Genomic DNA, 19,741 nt, shown 5'->3' with positions numbered 1-19,741 from the left:
ATGTTCACAAGGACTGAGAGCTACTTTTGGTTTGAGCTAGCTACTCATCCTCTTCTACGCCAAAGATAATAAATTCAGTATCAAGCATATCATCAGGTTCTAAAATAATATCCTCGCTTCTATACATTTCTCGCGCTTTTAGTAGAGCAATTTCACCATCTTCTGCAACCACTTCTATAAGTGCACTCATCGTTTCGATTACTTCTATTTGATAAGTATTTGAACCGCCTGTCTTTATCATAAATATCCTCAATAATTAAAGTCTCTCATATATCACTTCAGTTATTTATACCAATTAGATTAGCAAAAGCCCTCAAAAGAAGTGATCGTCTTTTGTTACGCAGACTTGTGCCATAAAGCAAATCGATCAATGATCCTTTTTCAATAGAAATTTTTAAAAGGACAATATCGCATGCGTTCGGTATATAAAGATCAACGAATTCCACTACAAGTTCGTAGATTGATGATATTTAATAAAGTTTGCTGTGTAGCAAAAGAAAATCCTGATGAAGTAATTCACTTACCTTGCTATTCACAGATAGCATTTAGTATTGTTTATTCTAAGAAAGATAAAAAATACACAGCGTTTGGAAGTGTGTTTAAGTATGCGCATACCCGTCAAGAAGTCATTGAACAAGGTTTAGATAAGCAGTTTCATGAAGATACTGTGATGTGTGCAATCACAACCGAAAGACAAGCTTTTACTAAAGTTTCTCGCACTCCGTTAGGGCTGTTAATGAGCTGGAATAAACAGGTAAAAAATCGAGCTTATACCTGTCTCGATGGCAATGTGAAATACTTTTTCAAAGTAAATGATGAGCTAGAGCTAGATTATCCTCCTCACAAGTTTTACGGTCGTTTGGTTGCTGCCAAAGGTTTGCCATTATGGGATGATAAGTGTTCTTAGTATAACTTTTGATAATGGCCACGGCTTATAAATTCAATAATGCCTTTATCTCGTAATACCTGTAACTGTTGGCGAATTTTATCTTTTACGTGGTTGTTTTCAGGATGTTTGAGCTGTAACTCATCAGCAAAAGCATAAACCTGATTCAGAGAGAAGTGAGCATCAAGTCGATCGATACATTGCCAAACATCTAATGTCCAGCCACGCGACTCTATAGATTGCGTGCGTAAAAATAGGGTTTTTTGGAATTGCTGGGTAACCGACTCTTTATCCATAATTTTTTGGTCAAAGACCAAAAAGACTTTGCCTGACTCTGGCACTTTTCGTAAGTCGATATTACAACCCACCCAACCTGCGCGTTTGGCAGTCACTGATAATGGTTTGCGCTTAACAATAATATCGGGCGTAAAGAAATGCTTGGGAATAATGAGAAAGTTATTAACGGCGTATGCTTTTGAGTAGGTCAAAAAGAAAAAACTGGGATTGTCCTTACTATTGATACGCTCAACCATCGTCTTATAAGCGCCATCATTAACGATGTTGCTTAACTTGGCTTTTTTACTTTTTAGCTCATATTGCTCATTACAGTGCGCGCAGTAAAAATCAGCAACAGGTTGACCGTTAGCAAATTCAGTCAAAGGCTGCTCGCTACAATTAGGACAGTAACCATTTTCTGTTACCCATGTTTCACTGAGAACACGAATAATCTGTGATTTAGAGTGATAGTTTTTGGCGAGTCTTTGGTCAAAATATAGATTCATAATAGAGTGTCAGCATCGATGGACAGTGATAAAAATACCAGTAAAAGGTGGGAATGTTGAGCCATATAAATCAGTGTATAGACCAAGTTAATGCATAAGCTAAGCAAATACCATTGAAAATCGTACGGTTCAGTGCTAAATTCTAGCAAACATCTGCCTCGCGAGTTGCCATGAGCAAGCCCACACCCAATACACCACCTGAACGTCCCAATGAGTCGCCGTCAAACAAGCAAGATGGCACAGTCGAGGAGCGTGTAGACACCACGCTACCGGACGCGCAACCAGTGGTAGATGGGGTGCAAGACACGCCAGCAACCAATGTCTCACTGATCAGTGGCAACAGCAAACCGCGTCAATATAAAGTCAACAATCCCTCGTTTTTTATGCAGCGCGGTTATCAAATATTGCTAGTGCTAGGGCTCATTGCTGCATTTTTCTTAGTCATGGTATATCAGACCTTATTTGGCCGTATCGAGCAGCCGCAGCAAATGGTCACGATTGAGCAAGGTCAGACGTATTATGGCCTATTGCCGCAGTGGCAAAATCAGATTCCGCTATTTTCGGCCAGCGTAGCCAAGCTATATATCAAGTCGCAAGTTGATGCGCCTTTGCATGCAGGTATCTATCAATTACCTGAAAATCCAACCATTGCTGAGGCATTGCAAATATTAGAGCAGGGCGCAAAAGCAGCCATGGTAAAGGTGCAAATCATCGAAGGCAAAACATCAAAAGACCTCTATCAAGCGCTGCGTGATAATGACAATATCGAAAAAGAAGTGCTGACCGCAGGCAGTGATAATGCCAGCATTGCACAAGCGTTAGATTTGGCTGGTATATTGCCAGATAACGTGACTAACAGTAGTGATCCTATCGTCAATCATAATCTTGAAGGGTGGTTTGCGCCCGATACCTATTATTATGGTGAAGGAACGAGCGATAAAAAAGTGCTCACGGACCTATATAAACGCCAGCAAAAAGCGCTGACTGATGCGTGGGAAAACCGTGCGCCTGACCTACCTTATAATAGCCCTTACGAAGCACTAGTAATGGCATCTATCATCGAAAAAGAAACTAGCGTACCAGAAGAGCGTCCGCTAGTCTCTGCCGTATTTAGAAATCGCTTGGTTAAAAATATGCGTATGCAGACCGATCCGACCATCATTTATGGTATGGGTAGCCGTTATGATGGTAATATCCGCCGCAAAGATATCGATGAAAAAACGTCTTATAATACCTATCAGATTGATGGCTTACCGCCAACGCCAATCGCGCTGCCATCTGCCGCATCTATCGAAGCAACCTTGCATCCTGCCGATAGCGACGCGTTATATTTTGTGGCAACTGGTAACGGCGGACACAAATTTACCAATAGCTTGGCTGAGCACAACCAAGCGGTAAAAGACTATCTGAGCGTCATGCGTGAGAAAAAATCTCAAACACCGCCGCAATAAAGCACTTCTTTATCTCTTATAAAACGTATCGTTTATTGAGCGCTATAATCTAACGATAGCGCTCACCGATGACATAAGGTCATATCATGTCAGTATCTATACAGACCAACGCGCCATCCGCACAGACGAGTACAGCATCGTCCACGCTACCGGAATCAAATGCTTCACAAACGACGACCGCACCTATTGTAGGGCGGTTTATTAGTTTTGAAGGAACGGAAGGCGTCGGGAAAACCACGGCGATTGAACAGCTCTGCTTGCAACTAGAGAAAAATGGTATTCACTACCTTCGTACGCGCGAGCCGGGTGGTAGTCCGTTTGCTGAGCGACTGCGCGATATATTGCTAGACCCTGCAACTGAAATTGAGGATGATACAGAGCTTTTATTATTATTTGCAGCACGCTGTGATCATATGCAGCAAGTCATCCTGCCTGCGCTACAACGTGGCACATGGGTCGTTTGTGACAGGTTTACGGACTCTACTATTGCGTATCAGGGTTTTGGACGCGGACATGGTGATAAAGCGATACTGACCAAAATTGAGACGCTGATCGAGCAGTTTGTGATCCAGTTGCCTGAGCTGACTTTATGGCTTGATTTACCTGTAGCAGAGGGCATGGCACGCGCCAATAAGCGCAGCGCAGCAGATCGCTTTGAGCAGCAAGCAATGGCGTTTTTTACTTGGGTACATACCGGTTTTAGTCAACTTGCAAGCTCGCATCCTGAACGTATCCAGCGTATTGATGCGTCAGGCAGTACTGATGAGGTGAGCGCGCGGATATGGCAGGCAGTCGTAGACAGATTTGATGTTGAATAATCATATTTGAGTGAGCATGTTTATCTTGTAAGTAGATTTAATAATCAAGCGGATATGATAAAGGTAAAAAGCCCCAGCTATATGCTGGGGCTTTTTCAATGACAGCTCGTTATTTAACCAATTATGACGTTAGCGGGTAAATAACGATAGAGTTTATTTATCACTATTTTTGTCATTCAGCTTACTCTGCTTGGCTTCTTTCTCAGCCGCACCAGAAGCGTCGGTGTCAGTTTTGGCAATCGAATGAGTAGCACTGTCTTGACCAGAGTCAGGGAGACGATTGGGATCAAGCGCTCCTTTTTTATTTTTAGGCGCGTTGCCATTACCGTTGGTATTACTATTACTAGACGGCTTAGTCTTTGAGGTCGTGGTCGAGTTTGCTGACATCACACCTGTGTTCGCTGTGTTGGTAGCCTCTGTTTTTGGTGCTACTGCCTTATCATCGGCCGCGACTGTCGCAGTATTGGACTTATCTATGGCGCTGTTCGCATTAGGGGCACTGGCGACGCTTTGCTCAGTATTTTGAGCGGTATTAGTTGGTGCCTCTGGCGCTGGTTTTTGTAGGTTATCGCCGCCCAGCTCTTTTTCTTTACGCTTTTCAGGCGCTTTTGAGCTGGACTCAAAATTGGCATCGGCGACCATACGCGCTTGCTCTTGTTTTGGTGTTACGTCCACTGGTTTTGGCTGTACTTCATCATCCACAACTAAGGAGATAAGCTTGCGATCGCGAGGCACCGTACCTTCGAACTTATCAGTAATGACGTGCAGCTTGCCTTCTTTGTCTATGGTATATAGCGGCACAAACTGCTTGTTATCCGCTTTATACTGCTCAAAGCTATAGCTGTCAGTGATGTTGGTGATTTTGATGCGGGCTTTTTTGGACAGCATACTAGCAAGCTTGGTATACGTCACATCTTTGCCAAATAGCCACTGTGAGTGAAAATTGGACTGCTTGTCGTCGCGCTCACTTTTGACTTTTTCATCACTGAACTTGAGGCGGTATAGCTTACGCTCGCCAAATTCATGACGATAATGAATCTCAGACAAGGTATTCATCTCTTTGTCCATACTCATGGCAAACAGACGCCCAATACCAATCAGATCAAGATGGTGATCAGCGTGATCAGAGATTGGGTTGCCAAAGTAAGTACGCAGTCCGCTCATGCGTGCGCGCGCGATATTGGTATAGTTATTATGGGCGACGATGACATCGAAGCCTTGCTCTTTAAGAGAGGTGGCGATGAGTAGGGCAATCGGGTTTGAGCCGACGATAAGAATACCGTTGGTCTCAGGCTCACGTACGCCCAGCAAGTTGCCGACCATCTTTGCGCCCAGACCCTGAATCATTACCGTACCGATGATGACCATAAATACCAATGGTACAAGCAGCTCAACGCCTTGAATATCATACTCTTGCAAACGAATCGCAAACAGGGATGAGATAGCAGCAGCGACGATACCGCGAGGGCCAATCCAGCTGATCATCAGCTTTTCATTGGTTTTGAGGTTGGAGCCGATGGAGGACGCCCATACTGATAATGGACGCGCCACAAACATGACAATAGCAAGGAGCACCAGACCTACAAATCCTACGCTCAATAAACTTGCCAGCTCTACACGAGCGGCCAAAATAATAAATAGCACAGAGATCAGTAGAACGGTTAAAGACTCATTGAACTCTAGAATCGTCTCGCGTGGGAATTTTGGCCAGTTTGCCAAAGCCACACCCAGTACGGTCACAGTCAATAATCCTGATTCATGCTCCAAGTGATTTGATACCGAAAACAAGACCAAGACGAATGCAAGGGTAAAAACATTGCGCAAAAACTCAGGAACCATATGGCGCCGCATGAGGAACGCCAGTAACCAAGCGCCTGCCATACCAAGTGCCGTTGCCAATACGACAATTTTGGCAAATAGCAAGATACTACTGGCTTCACCGCCTGAGATGATATATTCATAGACCAATACCACGGCAATTGCGCCGATTGGATCAATGATAATGCCTTCCCATTTTAGGATATTAGAGATGGTTTTATTGGGGCGTACGCTACGCAACAGCGGCATAATGACCGTCGGACCGGTCACGCAGACCAGCGCACCAAACAGGAGTGCAATCAATGGGTCGACATCGAATAGCAAATAAGTCGACAGCGCCACGATAGCGATGGTGATGAGTACACCAATCGAGACCAGCATTTGCACCACAGTACCATGCTGCTTGATCTCATCAAACTCTAGCGTTAGCGAGCCCTCAAATAGAATAATTGCCACGCCCAAAGAGATAAAGGGGAACATCAGCTCACCTAATACCAAATCAGGGTCAAACACCCCCAGGACTGGTCCGATGATAATGCCAATGAGCAATAAAAATAAAATGGACGGTTGCTTCAAATACCAAGCCAGCCATTGGGCGGCAATGCCAATCCCAACCACGCCGGATAGCAATAGGGCGGTATCCATAAATTAATCCTTTTGTAATCTTGTCATATTTTATATCTATCCATAGCTGCTATAAGATAGTCGCTACCGTTCGTTTATGATCAATTGTTATCATTACTGATTGTATCTGGGTCATCACATTGATAGCCATCATGAATCGCAACATGAGCTTGAGATGATATATACACTATAAAGTAGCAAGGGCAAAAGCATTCTTAGACAAATAACAGTGGTCTAAAAATGCAAAAGATGGAAAACAGGGATGATGATAGCAAGCTTGATAAACGAGTAGTCGATAGCATTTTTACTAATTGACTTTTGTTTGTTTTATGATTTGTTTTGCTTGCTATCATAACATGATTTGATTCATATACATGTATATAGAGCCTGCCACGATATCAGCGCGCAGCCACAAAATTGTACAAAGTCAGTATGAAATAACCATGCCTTGGGTTATCCTGCATTATGTAAATAATGGCAAGATAACGTTTTGTCCATCATACAGTAGCTACGTTGGTCATGCACGCCGCTAAAACAACAATAATATGACGTCAATCAGAGACCGTATATTGGCGCTGAGGGTTTATGTTTACTAAAGCCAACAACCCTGGTTTTGATTAAAATAAATATAAAAACGGGGCTGACATGATCGTTACTATATCAGCCTAGCGATAAAACATATATGAAATCGATGCATAGCACGAATACCATCGTGTAATATGAGTATAACGATATAGTCAATCCTAAATAAAACAGATACATTATATATCAAGGTGGAACTGGTCTAAATTTTCCTTGCGTGCTGTGCCTACGCTGCTCGATGCTGCGAAAAATTTATCCCAGTCCCACTGTATCGTTTTTATACTGAATTCACTATATAAGCAAATATAAGAACGCTGACCAATAACGATTGGGGTTATGTGCGTCAGGCAAGACGTTATCGAGTACCATCATCTAATTACCAACAATAATAATGACCATTCATATGGAGGACAATATGCCTATCAATATGTTTAAATCACGAACCACTGTCGATATGCGACTTTGGTTACAGCGCAGTGCGCTGGCGCTCGCTGTGAGTACGGCGATGGTGGCTAGTATTAATGTCACCACAATGAGCAATGCACATGCGGCTGTAACCACGGCTGATTTCTCTGGCCTAGTTCAACAAGTGACGCCAGCAGTGGCGCGCGTCAACGTCACCAAGACAGTCAGTGAGGCTGAGCTTGCTAAGGCGCAAACGGCTGAAGTGTTGCGGCAGTTTTTTGGCGATCGGGTGCGCATTCCTGATCGAGCAGTCACGCCAGCGATAGAGCATGCTTATGGTACGGGGTTTTTTATTACCTCTAATGGCTATATGCTGACCAATCATCACGTCATCGAGGGCGCTGACAAAATCACCGTCACACTTAATGATAGAACCGAGCTTGATGCAACCTTGATTGGTAGCGACGAGCGCTCAGATGTGGCTGTACTAAAAGTTGAAGGCACTCAGTTCCCCGCGCTACCGATTGGCGACTCAAACAGCTTAAAAGTAGGGGAGCCCGTACTAGCCATTGGTTCACCATTTGGTTTTGATTATTCAGCCTCCGCTGGCATCGTCAGTGCCAAATCACGCAGCTTCTCACGCGAAACCAGTGTGCCGTTTATACAAACCGATGTGGCGCTAAACCCTGGCAACTCAGGTGGCCCTCTATTCAATCAGCGCGGTGAGGTGATTGGTATCAACTCGCGTATCTTTAGTGGGACGGGCGGCTACATGGGGCTATCATTCTCTATCCCAATTGACGCTGCTATGGATATCTATGAGCAATTAAAGACCAGCGGTGAAGTCGCTCGCGCATATTTGGGTATCTATCCGCAAGATATTGACCGTAATCTGGCCGAAGCTTATAAATTGGATAAACCACAAGGCGCTTTGCTGACCCGCGTTTCTCCAGACTCGCCAGCACAAAAAGCAGGTCTAAAACCTGGTGACATTATCTTGCAGTACAATAATGTACAAATCATGCGAGCATCCGACTTATTGAATCTGCTCAACCGAGCAAAGCCAAGCGATCCATTTCGCGCACAGATTCAGCGCAATGGTAAGCAGATGATCATTAGCGGTAAACTTGCTTATGCACCTAATGATGTCAGAGCCCAAAGTGGGGATCAGCAAAGTGATGATGTCCAACTGGGCCTACGTTTGCGCGATTTGACCAAAGATGAACAAGCAGAGATTGCTACAGACAATAAAACGGGGGTGTTGGTCACGACGGTTGATCCGACAGGGTTAGCCGCGCGCTCGGGGATTTTGGCAGGTGATGTCATTACCAATTTTCACCAAAAGCCTATTAAGAAAGTAACGGATTTCTCTGACGCCATCTCATCCCTACCCAAAAAGGGCGTTGTCACGATAGAAATTATTCGACAAGGCATCCCTGCTATTATTGGTCTGCGTATTGAATAGATAAAACCATAAGGAAGTGATTTGGACAGCAGCATACCGAAAAACACCGAAAAGTATAATTGCTCATCATAAATACCGCTCGCTATAAGAGATACGCAAACGGATATTGCATCAGTCTGCAAATAATGTATTTAAATATTCGTCAGCAGCGGTATAGGCACGCGAGGCCTGCCTTTTCGCTTATATCGTCCCACCATCGATGTGTTGACCATTCGCTAGTATTGGCAAAACCATTCAGCAGTGTTGATACGTTGCTGAGTGCTTTAGTTATCGGTATATTATTAATAAAGACTTGAAGCAATATTTATTGTTTCTAGCAATAAAAAAAGCTTTTTTCGTCTTTGATTTGTGCTTGAATCATCAATTGATTGATAGCGGTCAAATCAAAATATGCTACACTAGCAGGCGTTTTTATTATTATATTTTATGGCGCAACAGGTATTTGCGGTCACTGGCATCGATAATGCCAATACTCACTTTAATACGCAGTAATTTATAATGTAAACGTTATGATAATAAATAAAATTTCAGCATTAACATCAAGCAAGGGTTGGTCATTAGCGTTTATCAACGTATATAAATTTTTGGCACTTGCAAACGACCTATCATGTGACAGCTTTGATAAAAGCTAGGATAATACAGTAAGGCACGGTTATGAGCACAGCATACGACGAGATCAAAACCCGATTACAAGGCTCAATGGTAGCCTTGGTAACGCCCATGCACCCTGACGGTACAGTTGATTATAAACGTCTGGCTGACCTCATAGACTGGCAGATCGAGCAGGGCACGCATTGCCTCGTTGCTGTCGGCACCACTGGCGAGTCGGCAACCCTATCGATGCAAGAGCATAGCGATGTCATTCGCTATTTTGTCCAGCATGTTAAAGGTCGCGTACCAGTCATCGCAGGTACTGGTGCAAACAACACCATAGAAGCGATTAAACTGACTCAAGACGCAGCAGATGCTGGTGCAGACTGTGCGTTATTGGTTGCCCCTTATTACAATAAGCCGCCACAAGAAGGCTTGTTTCAGCATTATCAAGCCATTGCTAAAGCCGTCAATATTCCTCAGATGCTCTATAATGTACCGGGTCGCACGGTCGTCGATATCGCCCAAGAGACCGTCGAGCGCTTATGTGATATCGACAATATCGTTGCTATCAAAGATGCGACAGGCTCTGTTGGTCGCGGTGAGCAATTGATTAAAGCTGTTGGTGACAGAATGGTCGTATTGTCTGGTGATGATGGCACAGCGCTTGATCTACTAAAAGTAGGTGGTAAAGGCAATATCTCAGTGACTGCCAACGTGGCGCCAAAAGCCATGAGCGAGACTTTCGCTGCTGGCTTGCGTGGTGATTTTGAAACGGCTAGTCAGATTCATGACGTAGTCAAACATCTACATCGTGACTTATTCATCGAGTCAAGTCCTATTCCAGCTAAGTATGCGCTACATAAAATGGGCATGATTGATAAAGGGATACGCTTACCACTCGTTTGGTTGGCAGAGCAACATCATGCGACTATTGATGAAGCGTTGGTTCGAGCAAACATACTATAACCTGATCTTCAGCGATTTAAGACTTGTTGCTTGACGATTAATATTCAAGAGAGCAACAAGTCAACTTATCATGATAAGCCAATCGCCTAAATGAGCAATAACTGCTAACTCAGAGAGACAACATGATGACAGTATCATCAAAAACGACAAAACTACTTCCTGCAATGCTGACCTTAGTTTTGGGTAGTACGTTGGTATTGAGCGGCTGCCAAGCGACCAAGAGCCTGCTTGGAAAGCGCGACAATGGCAGCTTAGACTATCAACAAAGCAAAAAGCTTGCACCGATAGAGCTGCCGGCTGCTCAAGAAACAGCGCCTTTCGTGCCTTTGTACCCAACACCGAATGTGGGCGCGAACACGCTTAAACTACAGAATGAGTCAGGTAATCAGTATCAGTTGCCAAAGCCTCAGCGTGCTGTTAGTAGCCCTTCAAACTAATTTCTTTCTTCATTTGTACCGCCGATTTTTATGATTATTGATTAAAATAATATCGATATTGTAATAAGAGTCAGCGGTCGCTGCGCGTTTTTACCACATAAGCTTGAACGAACAGGAACCCCCATAATGCAAAAGCAACAACTGCTGTATAAAGGCAAAGCCAAATCTGTCTACGAAACAGAAGACAATGATCTTCTGATTTTACACTTCCGTGATGATACCTCAGCGCTTGATGGTAAGCGTATCGAACAATTGGCGCGTAAAGGCGTGGTGAATAACCGCTTTAATGCTTTTATCATGCAAAAATTGTCTGATGCTGGTATCGAGACGCATTTTGAAAAGCAATTGTCTGACGACGAAGTATTGGTCAAGCGCTTGGATATGATTCCTGTAGAGTGCGTGGTGCGTAACTTTGCCGCTGGTAGTTTGGTACGTCGTTTGGGCTTAGAAGAAGGGCAAGCATTGACACCGCCAACGTATGAGCTTTTTTATAAAGATGATGCGCTAGGTGATCCGATGGTCAATGAGTCGCTCTCTGTATCTCTTGGCTGGGCAACCAAAGAACAATTGGCTAAGATGGAAGAGCTGACCTATCAAGTCAACGATGTACTCAAAGCATTGTTTGATGCGGGTGATTTGATTTTAGTTGATTTTAAATTAGAATTTGGCGTATTCCACGACCGTATCGTATTAGGTGATGAGTTCTCACCAGATGGCTGCCGTATCTGGGATAAGAATACCAAGAAAAAGCTGGATAAAGACCGTTTCCGTCAGTCATTAGGTGATGTGATTGAAGCTTATGAAGAAGTGGCTGACCGTATTGGTGTGCCATTAAAATAAGTATCTGATACTTAGCATAAAATAAAAACTGAGCCATGCGCTCAGTTTTTTTATGGCATTATATTTGTGATGGTTCCTTAGTGAGTATTTAAATCTTTGGCTATGGGCTAAGAGTATCAAGGTTTTAACTCAATAAGATAGGCGCGGTGTACTTCATGGTGTACTTACCATACATATTCTATTAGTGATCGGTGCGCTATACAGGCATCGAACTGTTAGAAACCTTTACAGAATTCTTTATACCTACTCCTCCAGTGTACATAAAGCAATCAAGCCGTTTGTTTTTAATCAATATTTAGGGAATTTAGATATGAAAATAGATGATGAAAATCAAGCATATAGGATTTTTGCAAATGGTCTTATGGCTCATTTAGGTAACGAGTATTGGAAGCAAATGTCTAATCATGTCGATATCTATGAGGGAATGACACAGTCTTCTAAGGTTATAATTACTATCAAGGGAGATAAGATAGATGAATATAGAGAACTATCTAACGAACTGCTTTTCCTTGAACATGATGCCTCATTATTTCTCAGAAACCATATTTTTAACCTTACAGGAGAAAAAATATGGGGCTTAACCTTTACTCTATACCCTGATGGTAAGTTTGAAATAGAGTATGACTACGATAAACCAAAAGATTATGAAGAAACTAATGAAGTTATCACTAGAGGTGAAATAAATCGAACTTTTAAAAGTGATAGTCTAAAGTCATGAATAGTAATTGAAAGCATACCCTAACGAAACCAGTTATTTCACACCAAAAACCTATTAATAGACTGCCATAATGGAACCGCTTATAACAGACTATAATTCCTATCCATTTATCAACAGTATCACCCTTTCAGCCATAGGCCTATCACTTAATTCGTATAAAAAATCAAACATATCGCCAACACTGTCTTTGATACCTTATCTTACTTTTATGCTAATTTGTTAGTACTTACTCATATCAATTAGACCATAAAAATAAGAAAAGGTTTCGCTAATGTCTACTGCTTCATCAACTGTTTTAGAGTCTGACTGGTTTACACGTCCGACCTGTGTGGTTGCTGCCGATTTAGTAGGTAAGGTGGTTTGTAGAAAGCTGATCGACAGCGACGGATCAGAGAAAGTTTTGCGAATGCGTATTTCTGAGACCGAAGCCTATATTGGTCAAGATGATCCCGCTTGTCATTCACATGCAGGGTCACGGACGGCGCGCACAGAGATTATGTATAAGCAAGGCGGTGTGTTCTATGTCTATCTGACTTACGGTGTGCATCATATGCTAAATTTGATTAGCGGCTCTATAGAGTCGCCTGAATCGGTGCTGATTCGAGCAGGATTTTTGACAGAAGATAGCGATCGTCTGCTTGCTGAACAACATCTCAGTCCAGACAAACAACTGACTCATCCCAAACAATTTGCAGGCCCTGGCAAACTGACCAAGCGCTTGCAGATAACTCGCGATTTATATGGCAAGCCTATCACGCCAGACTCAGGCGTTTGGGTCGAAGATGATGGCTGCCAGCCACCTGTATCAGTGCGTCCGCGTATCGGTATTGATTATGCCGGTGATGCTAAAGACTGGCTGTTACGTTATATATGGACTGATCATCCTTCCTTATCTAAGAACTAATAGATTGAGATTTAAACCTATTTTGTGAGGTAAGTTCATGTATAAGTTAACGGTTTTTATTCCTGATGAGGCATTAGAGCAAGTAAAGTCCGCTTTATTTGCCGCTGGTGCCGGGAGTATTGGCGATTATGAACAGTGCTGTTGGCAAGTGCAAGGAACAGGGCAGTTTATGCCGTTAGCAGGTAGCGCGCCGCATATCGGTAAGCAAGATAGTTTAGAAACGGTCGATGAATGGCGAGTAGAGATGGTCGTCGATGACGCATTTATTACTGCTGCTGTCATCGCGTTAAAAGAGGCGCACCCGTATGAAACGCCAGCGTATGATGTGATAAAAGTCTTGGATTTTTAAATATACAATCAGAGATAAAAGTCTGGGACAAAAAAAGCCAAGCAAATCGGTTATTGATCTACTTGACTATCAAATCATAAGTTGATGAGTATATAAGACTGGCAAATATACCCAAAACCTAATTAATGCTTTTTAATTTTGGTCACTTGATAGCTCGGATAATTGAGATCAATTTTATACTTATCACGGCCCCGCTTAGCCTTCACCATAATTTTACGCTTGCCCTTCACGTATTTGACATCCTCGACACGGTATCCCATGCTGCTAACTTTATTGGCAGCTCGACGCTCGATAGCAGCTGAGTAGACGTTTTTATCCGCTTTTTTATGCTTGTCTTTGTGCTTTTTATGATCTTTGTTATCTTTGTAGACGTCTCCATAGATATCGTCATATACACTATAGCCGCCAGGTGTGGTGACACAGCCAGTAGTTACCGCTAATAAAGTGGCGACAATACTGCCAGACACTACATTCTTTAGTGTTGAAGATGATAAAGCTTTCCTAAAAATGTCCTCATAATCTACTATCGTTGGATAAAGATAGTTTTCTAATATTTCAGTAAAGGGACATGTAGAGCTGCTCTACTGACAGTAGTGTCAGCGTCATCAGTCTTTTTTAACGTTAATAACGTCTAAATTTGGATAGCTAAGCAATATCTCATACTCCTGCGAGCCGCGTCTGGCCTCAATGTCAAAGACACCACGCTTGTTTTTTTCTTCAAGATCGATATCTTCGACACGGTAACCCATAGATCTTACTTTATTGATGGCACGGCGCTTGATCGCTGGGTAACGTGACTCTCTTTTAATGCTGTCCTCTATATCACCTTTTTTATAGCGCTTGTCGTTCTTATATTTACCATTATCTTTATGCTTATCTTTTTTATAGCGGTCATTGTCTTTTTGATACTTGTTATCTCCCCAATTGTTCGACCATGATCTTTTATTTGAGCTGATGAGTCTTAGAGAAGGATAAGTATATATTAGCTCATAGAGCTGATTATTCTTTTTGGCAAAAGCTATCATTGCGCGATCGCCACGATAGCTATCAGAGCTAATGTCTATGACTTGATAGCCTTTGCGGCGTAAGTCTTGACGTAGCTGCTGGCTGACACGGTTGAAGCTATCGTTCTGCCGATTATTATCGCCACGATATATGGGCTGGTTATCATAGCCAGGACCAACGACAGCACAACCGACAGTGGTACCCAATAGAGCAACGATAAGAACAGTAGATATGGTTGTCTTAAAGGAGAACGGCTTTAGAGTTTTCATGAGGCAATATCCTATAAGGTTTCAGAGAGCTTGCGATAAGAATGCTTATATAAGTTAAAGGTAGAAGGTTCTAAAATATGTTGATACAGCCATGCTCAGATAGGTATTAAGAGCTACTATCACTAAAAAAACTATTTTTAGAAATGTTTTCTTACATTATCTATCATAGGATACAAAGCTTTATATTAAGTGTCATTTGCGTTAATAAGTTGTAATTATTGAGAATAATTAAATCGTTGTAAGCATATGCTTACATGCAATGACGTTTACGCGACTTAACATGAGAGTGAGAGTTAGGCATTATAGTTACACGGCATTAGGGAGTGTGACTCAAGGATTGAGTTGGCCGCATTAAGGATAATGATTCAATTATTAGCATCAGGATGATAATAATAGTTGAAGTAAGGACACATACCCATTGCTGATAGCAGCAGTTAAGATTAGATGCTGTATGCAGTAACAAGGGTAGGATGCCCAGTATCACAGTCACTGAATATTTGTGCAAGGATGCATAGAAAGCAGTCGTGATAGGTAACATGGACAGTTAACGATAAAACCGCATAACAATTTATTGCTATGCGGTCTTATCGTGTCTGGACGATACTAATTATTCTTGTCAGTTGATATTCGCTTTTAGCTGATACAAAATATGAAATAAGAATTATAAAATACTGCGTCTTTAATTTATGATTTGTCTAATACAAAAAAACCGCATAAACTTCTATGCGGTTTTTATTTTATTTATAGTCAAGTCTAAATAAAAACAATACAAGACAATAAATTCATTTGATTTAACGCTATTTTTGTTGCTTGCTGTGACTGCGCCTCCAGAGGCTGCGAAAAATAACGTTGAATCTTATTGTATCGATTTTATAGTAATCTAACTATACTTTGAAAAAGACACTACTTATATTTCTCAAAAAAAATTTATTAGTAATTGTTTTCGCGGCGCCAGTCATCTACTTCGCGCTCAGCGTGATCTTGAGCATGGCCATAACGCTCTTGTATACGGCCAACCAGCTTATCACGGCTACCTTCAACTTGATCTAAATCATCATCAGTCAGCTCGCCCCATTTTTGTTTTACTGAGCCTTTTAGCTGCTTCCATTCACCTTTTAGAGTATTCTCGTTCATAGTTGTATTCCTTTTTCTTTAATTAATATGTGTAATATAATTTTTAATTGCTTTTCATGGTAGTTCTGTTTACCAATTAACAAACCTATCTATTTATTGATTTTCTTATTTTAGTAGTTCACAAGTATCATTGGTTGCTACCAAATATCTTGTGATAATTAATATAGGGCTTTTCAATTCAGCTGTCTGTATACGCTATGTTTATAGTGTTACTTAATTATAGTGAGCGTGAATCGTGTGTTATCTGCTCACCGACTGTATTAATGATGCGTAAATTGCGTCTATTGTACGTAATGTACATCGAATTGAGACCGATATCTAGAGGTAAGTGTCACATGGGGAACTATGAATATACGGGCTAGGTAACTGCGCAATCTCGTAGCGTATGTCAACTGGGAAAGGGGGTGGGGTATTTATAGTAGACAAACATTCTGATCTTATGAAGCATTAATCTGTTTTGTGAAGCACGAGTCCTACTATATGTTTGGCTATAGACTTATGGTTTAAATAACTATAACCTTATAGTCGAAACATAATTAGTAAAAGTTATTGTGGGTTTAAAAATGACGAGTCTAAAAATAGTAATCAATATGTGACTATCATCACACTTTTTTAGCACAATAGCACTTCAGGTAAATTACTGGCGTGTTGACATAATCATTTATCGAGTAGGGATACCTCTATATTGAATGCATTAGCGCAAAATGAAGCAGCACCTATAGAGTCAAAACGTGAGCTGGCAAAAGCCAAGACGCGGCGTGCCTTATTAAAAAGCGCGTTACGGCTCTATAGTCTAGAAGGCGCTCAGGGCATGAGTATGAATAAAATTGCCAAAGGCGCTGGCATTGCGCAGCCCAGTTTTTATAATCATTTTGAGAGCTTGGATGCGCTACAGAACGAGCTCAGCGCTCAGTTAAAAGACCACTATCTATCGCCAATGCGGCTGGCATGGGTTAATATGCTCAAGGACTATGATGTACTGACTAAGGATGAGTTTAATCAGCAGTGTCAGCAATGTCTGATAATGATTTTTGATTCTGCCTTCCAGAATATTGCGCTATTTCAGCACTTACTCGAAGATCGTCCGAGATTTACTGCCGATATAGAGAACCAATCCTCACTCAATAATGGACTGGGTAATCTGGTCGCAGACATACAAGAGGAGTGGACGGAGATATTTATTCAAGGATTGCAGCTATCCAATCGTTCTTGTGAACGCAGTGCGGTGAGTCTCTGTGTGGATATGGCAGCCGCGCAAGTACATGAGCTGATACTAGGCTGTCATCAGCAGCGCTACTCGATGGAGCAAGCGATTGCGACATTGAATATCAGCTTTGACGCCTTATTTGCCAATTTTTTGCAAGGAAGCAACCATAGCGGCTCATGATATATCTCATGAAAGCTAGGATTTATAAAACATAAAAGGGAGTATGACTATGGGCACTACAGCGGCTAGCGCGGCGGACAACGAACAAATCCACTTTAGAACCTGTACTTTATGCGAGGCGATGTGCGGCGTCGAGATCAAGCACGATGGCGAAAAAGTCTTATCGATCAAAGGGGATAAAAACGATCCTTTTTCTCAAGGCTACATTTGCCCAAAAGCCACTGCTTTGCAGGATTTGTACGAAGATCCTGATCGTTTACGAGGGCCTGTTGAAAGAACGGCGGACGGTTGGAAATCGATCAGCTGGATTGAGGCGTTAGATAAAGTCGCTGCAGGTATTCAGTCTGTTCAGCAAAAATATGGTCAAAATGCATTTGGGGTGTATTTGGGTAACCCGAATGTCCATAACATGGGCGGGATGTTGACCATTAAGCAGCTATTGACCAGCCTAAAGACGCGTAGTCGCTTTTCTGCGACCTCAATTGACCAACTGCCACACCATATCGTCAGCATGCATCTGTTCGGCCATATGCTCCGCATCCCTGTTCCGGATGTGAATCGCACGCAGTATATGCTCATCATCGGCGGTAACCCGCTGGCCTCTAATGGCAGTATCATGACTGCGCCCAACATGCGTCAAAAGCTCAAAGACATCAAAGCACGTGATGGCAAAGTGGTGGTGATCGATCCAAGGCGTACCGAAACCGCAGACATCGCCAGTGAACATCACTTTATTCGTCCAGCGACAGACGTATTGTTGCTACTTGCCATGCTCAATGAGATCTACGCTCAGGGCTATGCCAAGGTAGATAGCCGAGTGGCAGCGCTGGCACCAGAGATTGATCGTATTGCATCATTTGCACAAGGGTTCACCCCTGAGTCAGTGGCAAATATTACAGGCATTACCGCCACTGAAATCAAACGTATCGTCAAAGGGTTTTGTGAAGCCGAAAGCTCAGTCTGTTATGGCCGTATGGGTATCTCGGTGCAAGAGTTTGGCTTGCTCAGCCAATATCTGTCCATGGTCATCAATATCGTCACAGGACGCTTAGATGAAGTGGGCGGACTCATGTTCCCGAACCCTGCGGTCGATGTGGTCAATAGCTCGGGTCCTGGCTATTTGGGCAAACGTCACAGCCGCGTGAGTAATCTACCTGATTTTAATGGCGAATATCCAGTGGTTGCGATGGCGGATGAGATGTTGGTCGCAGGAGAAGGGCAGTTAAAAGGCTTTATGAGTGTCGCGGGAAACCCTGTCCTTAGCACGCCAAATGGTGAAAAGCTAGATGAGGCCTTGTCAGGGCTAGAATTCATGGTGTCGCTTGATTACTTTGTGACGGAGACCAGCCGTCATGCCAACATTATCCTGCCGCCTGTCTCGCCACTCGAGCGTGACCATTACGACATTACGTTTAATGGTTTTGCTGTACACAATGTTGCCAAATACTCGCCTGCCTTATTTAGCAAAACAGAGAATGAGAAGCATGACTGGGAGATTTATCTAGAGCTTGCCGATCGCTTGGATAAAGACGCGCCAGAAGCGGTACAAAAAGAGCGTGCCGCGACAAAAGCGTTTGGACCGAAATTCTTGCTTGAGCAAGCTCTCAAGTACGGACCTTATAAAGACGTCACATTGGATGCGCTGATAGACAACCCACACGGTATTGATTTAGGACCATTGCATCGTATGTTGCCGGAGGCGATCAAGCATGCCGATAAGCAAATCAATCTCAATGTTGATTTTTATCAGGCAGATTTGGCACGGGTCAAAGAAATGATGCAGCAGTATGATAATCAGGAGATTTTGCTCATCGGACGTCGCCATGTACGTAGCAATAACTCATGGCTGCACAATAGTTATCGATTGGTGAAAGGTAAATCTCGTTGTACACTAATGCTGCATCCAGAAACGGCAGAGCAGCACGGTATTGAAGACGGACAAGACGTGAGAGTGACCTCTCGCGTAGGTAGTGTGGTCATCGCAGCAGAGGTGACTGATGAGCTTATGCCAGGCGTGGTCAGTATTCCGCATGGCTTTGGTCATGGTCGTAAAGGGGTGAAGCAGAAGATTGCGCAAGCGCATGCCGGTGTCAGTGTCAATGACTTAACAGACGATACTTTGATTGATCAGTTGAGTGGTAATGCCGCCGTCAATGGCGTGCCAGTGCAATTAGAGGCGTTGGGTGCTAACGCAGACAGTGTGGCTAATGCGGTATTAGAAAACTCAATAGATAGTGCAATCGCATAAGTTCAATTTTTTTAAAGTAAAAAGCAGGCGCTTACACGATGTAAGTGCCTGCTTTTTTA

The 19,741-nt window shown here is 42.8% G+C and carries 18 protein-coding genes; 12 read left to right on the top strand and 6 right to left on the bottom strand.

All coding sequences use genetic code 11. The annotated features are described in order from the left end of the window. Positions 1-40: 40 nt before the first annotated feature. Positions 41-241, bottom strand: a complete 201-nt coding sequence (locus GYK50_RS11920) for a DpnD/PcfM family protein (RefSeq protein ID WP_071002531.1) — start codon at positions 239-241, stop codon at positions 41-43. A 171-nt stretch (positions 242-412) separates the two neighbouring features. Here GYK50_RS11920 and GYK50_RS11915 point away from each other — a divergent pair, with 171 nt between their 5' ends. Beyond that, entirely contained in the window at positions 413-907 is a 495-nt protein-coding gene (locus GYK50_RS11915) for a hypothetical protein (RefSeq protein WP_212564012.1), read from the top strand. Here the strand turns inward: GYK50_RS11915 and GYK50_RS11910 are convergent. Then, positions 904-1,668 (bottom strand): DpnI domain-containing protein, encoded by a 765-nt coding sequence (locus GYK50_RS11910; protein WP_212564011.1) that lies wholly within the window; start codon positions 1,666-1,668, stop codon positions 904-906. The genes GYK50_RS11915 and GYK50_RS11910 overlap by 4 nt on opposite strands. Positions 1,669-1,838: 170 nt before the next feature. Here GYK50_RS11910 and mltG point away from each other — a divergent pair, with 170 nt between their 5' ends. Both mltG and tmk read left to right on the top strand, forming a co-directional pair. Continuing rightward, positions 1,839-3,119 (top strand): endolytic transglycosylase MltG, encoded by a 1,281-nt coding sequence (gene mltG, locus GYK50_RS11905; protein ID WP_071002528.1) that lies wholly within the window; start codon positions 1,839-1,841, stop codon positions 3,117-3,119. Between the two features lie 185 nt (positions 3,120-3,304). Further along, a complete protein-coding gene (tmk, locus tag GYK50_RS11900; protein ID WP_340050280.1) occupies positions 3,305-3,937 on the top strand; it encodes a dTMP kinase in 633 nt (210 codons plus the stop codon). 153 nt (positions 3,938-4,090) lie between these two features. Here the strand turns inward: tmk and GYK50_RS11895 are convergent, their stop codons facing one another. Next, a complete protein-coding gene (locus tag GYK50_RS11895; protein WP_340050270.1) occupies positions 4,091-6,400 on the bottom strand; it encodes a cation:proton antiporter in 2,310 nt (769 codons plus the stop codon). Positions 6,401-7,415: 1,015 nt separating this feature from the next. Between GYK50_RS11895 and GYK50_RS11890 the strand changes: the two genes are divergently transcribed. From GYK50_RS11890 to GYK50_RS11860, 7 genes are all read left to right on the top strand, one after another. Continuing rightward, on the top strand, positions 7,416-8,831 hold the full coding sequence (locus tag GYK50_RS11890; protein ID WP_379542908.1) for a Do family serine endopeptidase: 1,416 nt from the start codon (positions 7,416-7,418) through the stop codon (positions 8,829-8,831). 654 nt (positions 8,832-9,485) lie between these two features. After that, the gene (dapA, locus tag GYK50_RS11885; RefSeq protein WP_093071436.1) at positions 9,486-10,391 is read left to right on the top strand and encodes a 4-hydroxy-tetrahydrodipicolinate synthase; all 906 of its coding nucleotides are present in this window, start codon (positions 9,486-9,488) and stop codon (positions 10,389-10,391) included. Positions 10,392-10,513: 122 nt separating this feature from the next. Next, a complete protein-coding gene (locus GYK50_RS11880; protein WP_227674193.1) occupies positions 10,514-10,828 on the top strand; it encodes a hypothetical protein in 315 nt (104 codons plus the stop codon). A 126-nt stretch (positions 10,829-10,954) separates the two neighbouring features. Further along, positions 10,955-11,668, top strand: coding sequence for a phosphoribosylaminoimidazolesuccinocarboxamide synthase (gene purC / locus GYK50_RS11875; protein ID WP_057757995.1), 714 nt, complete (start codon positions 10,955-10,957; stop codon positions 11,666-11,668). Positions 11,669-11,978: 310 nt separating this feature from the next. Continuing rightward, complete coding sequence (locus GYK50_RS11870; RefSeq protein WP_212564009.1) at positions 11,979-12,386, top strand: antitoxin YezG family protein; 408 nt, start codon at positions 11,979-11,981, stop codon at positions 12,384-12,386. A gap of 271 nt (positions 12,387-12,657) precedes the next feature. Further along, a complete protein-coding gene (locus GYK50_RS11865) occupies positions 12,658-13,290 on the top strand; it encodes a DNA-3-methyladenine glycosylase (protein ID WP_212564008.1) in 633 nt (210 codons plus the stop codon). A 37-nt stretch (positions 13,291-13,327) separates the two neighbouring features. Continuing rightward, complete coding sequence (locus GYK50_RS11860) at positions 13,328-13,639, top strand: YqfO family protein (RefSeq protein WP_071002521.1); 312 nt, start codon at positions 13,328-13,330, stop codon at positions 13,637-13,639. Positions 13,640-13,761: 122 nt separating this feature from the next. Here GYK50_RS11860 and GYK50_RS11855 read toward each other — a convergent pair whose 3' ends face one another. From GYK50_RS11855 to GYK50_RS11845, 3 genes are all read right to left on the bottom strand, one after another. Continuing rightward, on the bottom strand, positions 13,762-14,106 hold the full coding sequence (locus tag GYK50_RS11855) for a hypothetical protein (RefSeq protein ID WP_227674191.1): 345 nt from the start codon (positions 14,104-14,106) through the stop codon (positions 13,762-13,764). A 138-nt stretch (positions 14,107-14,244) separates the two neighbouring features. Next, the gene (locus GYK50_RS11850) at positions 14,245-14,913 is read right to left on the bottom strand and encodes a hypothetical protein (protein ID WP_093071447.1); all 669 of its coding nucleotides are present in this window, start codon (positions 14,911-14,913) and stop codon (positions 14,245-14,247) included. Between the two features lie 930 nt (positions 14,914-15,843). Then, the gene (locus GYK50_RS11845) at positions 15,844-16,047 is read right to left on the bottom strand and encodes a CsbD family protein (protein WP_071002519.1); all 204 of its coding nucleotides are present in this window, start codon (positions 16,045-16,047) and stop codon (positions 15,844-15,846) included. Positions 16,048-16,732: 685 nt separating this feature from the next. On the opposite strand from GYK50_RS11845, the gene GYK50_RS11840 reads away from it, so the two are divergent. Beyond that, positions 16,733-17,434, top strand: coding sequence for a TetR/AcrR family transcriptional regulator (locus GYK50_RS11840; protein WP_167669363.1), 702 nt, complete (start codon positions 16,733-16,735; stop codon positions 17,432-17,434). Between the two features lie 49 nt (positions 17,435-17,483). Next, positions 17,484-19,682, top strand: a complete 2,199-nt coding sequence (locus tag GYK50_RS11835) for a molybdopterin oxidoreductase family protein (protein WP_227674189.1) — start codon at positions 17,484-17,486, stop codon at positions 19,680-19,682. Positions 19,683-19,741: the final 59 nt, after the last annotated feature.

Origin of the sequence: Psychrobacter pacificensis, assembly GCF_018336615.1 — a bacterium.
GTDB lineage: Bacteria > Pseudomonadota > Gammaproteobacteria > Pseudomonadales > Moraxellaceae > Psychrobacter > Psychrobacter pacificensis.
This window is presented reverse-complemented; position numbering and strand designations above follow the sequence as displayed.

Bases quoted from the DNA above. Each gene is read 5' to 3' on its own strand.
- GYK50_RS11920 (WP_071002531.1), bottom strand. From the start codon at position 241: ATGATAAAGACAGGCGGTTCAAATACTTATCAAATAGAAGTAATCGAA.
- GYK50_RS11915 (WP_212564012.1), top strand. From the start codon at position 413: ATGCGTTCGGTATATAAAGATCAACGAATTCCACTACAAGTTCGTAGA.
- GYK50_RS11910 (WP_212564011.1), bottom strand. From the start codon at position 1,668: ATGAATCTATATTTTGACCAAAGACTCGCCAAAAACTATCACTCTAAA.
- mltG (WP_071002528.1), top strand. From the start codon at position 1,839: ATGAGCAAGCCCACACCCAATACACCACCTGAACGTCCCAATGAGTCG.
- GYK50_RS11895 (WP_340050270.1), bottom strand. From the start codon at position 6,400: ATGGATACCGCCCTATTGCTATCCGGCGTGGTTGGGATTGGCATTGCC.
- GYK50_RS11890 (WP_379542908.1), top strand. From the start codon at position 7,416: ATGCGACTTTGGTTACAGCGCAGTGCGCTGGCGCTCGCTGTGAGTACG.
- dapA (WP_093071436.1), top strand. From the start codon at position 9,486: ATGAGCACAGCATACGACGAGATCAAAACCCGATTACAAGGCTCAATG.
- GYK50_RS11880 (WP_227674193.1), top strand. From the start codon at position 10,514: ATGATGACAGTATCATCAAAAACGACAAAACTACTTCCTGCAATGCTG.
- purC (WP_057757995.1), top strand. From the start codon at position 10,955: ATGCAAAAGCAACAACTGCTGTATAAAGGCAAAGCCAAATCTGTCTAC.
- GYK50_RS11870 (WP_212564009.1), top strand. From the start codon at position 11,979: ATGAAAATAGATGATGAAAATCAAGCATATAGGATTTTTGCAAATGGT.
- GYK50_RS11865 (WP_212564008.1), top strand. From the start codon at position 12,658: ATGTCTACTGCTTCATCAACTGTTTTAGAGTCTGACTGGTTTACACGT.
- GYK50_RS11860 (WP_071002521.1), top strand. From the start codon at position 13,328: ATGTATAAGTTAACGGTTTTTATTCCTGATGAGGCATTAGAGCAAGTA.
- GYK50_RS11850 (WP_093071447.1), bottom strand. From the start codon at position 14,913: ATGAAAACTCTAAAGCCGTTCTCCTTTAAGACAACCATATCTACTGTT.
- GYK50_RS11845 (WP_071002519.1), bottom strand. From the start codon at position 16,047: ATGAACGAGAATACTCTAAAAGGTGAATGGAAGCAGCTAAAAGGCTCA.
- GYK50_RS11835 (WP_227674189.1), top strand. From the start codon at position 17,484: ATGGGCACTACAGCGGCTAGCGCGGCGGACAACGAACAAATCCACTTT.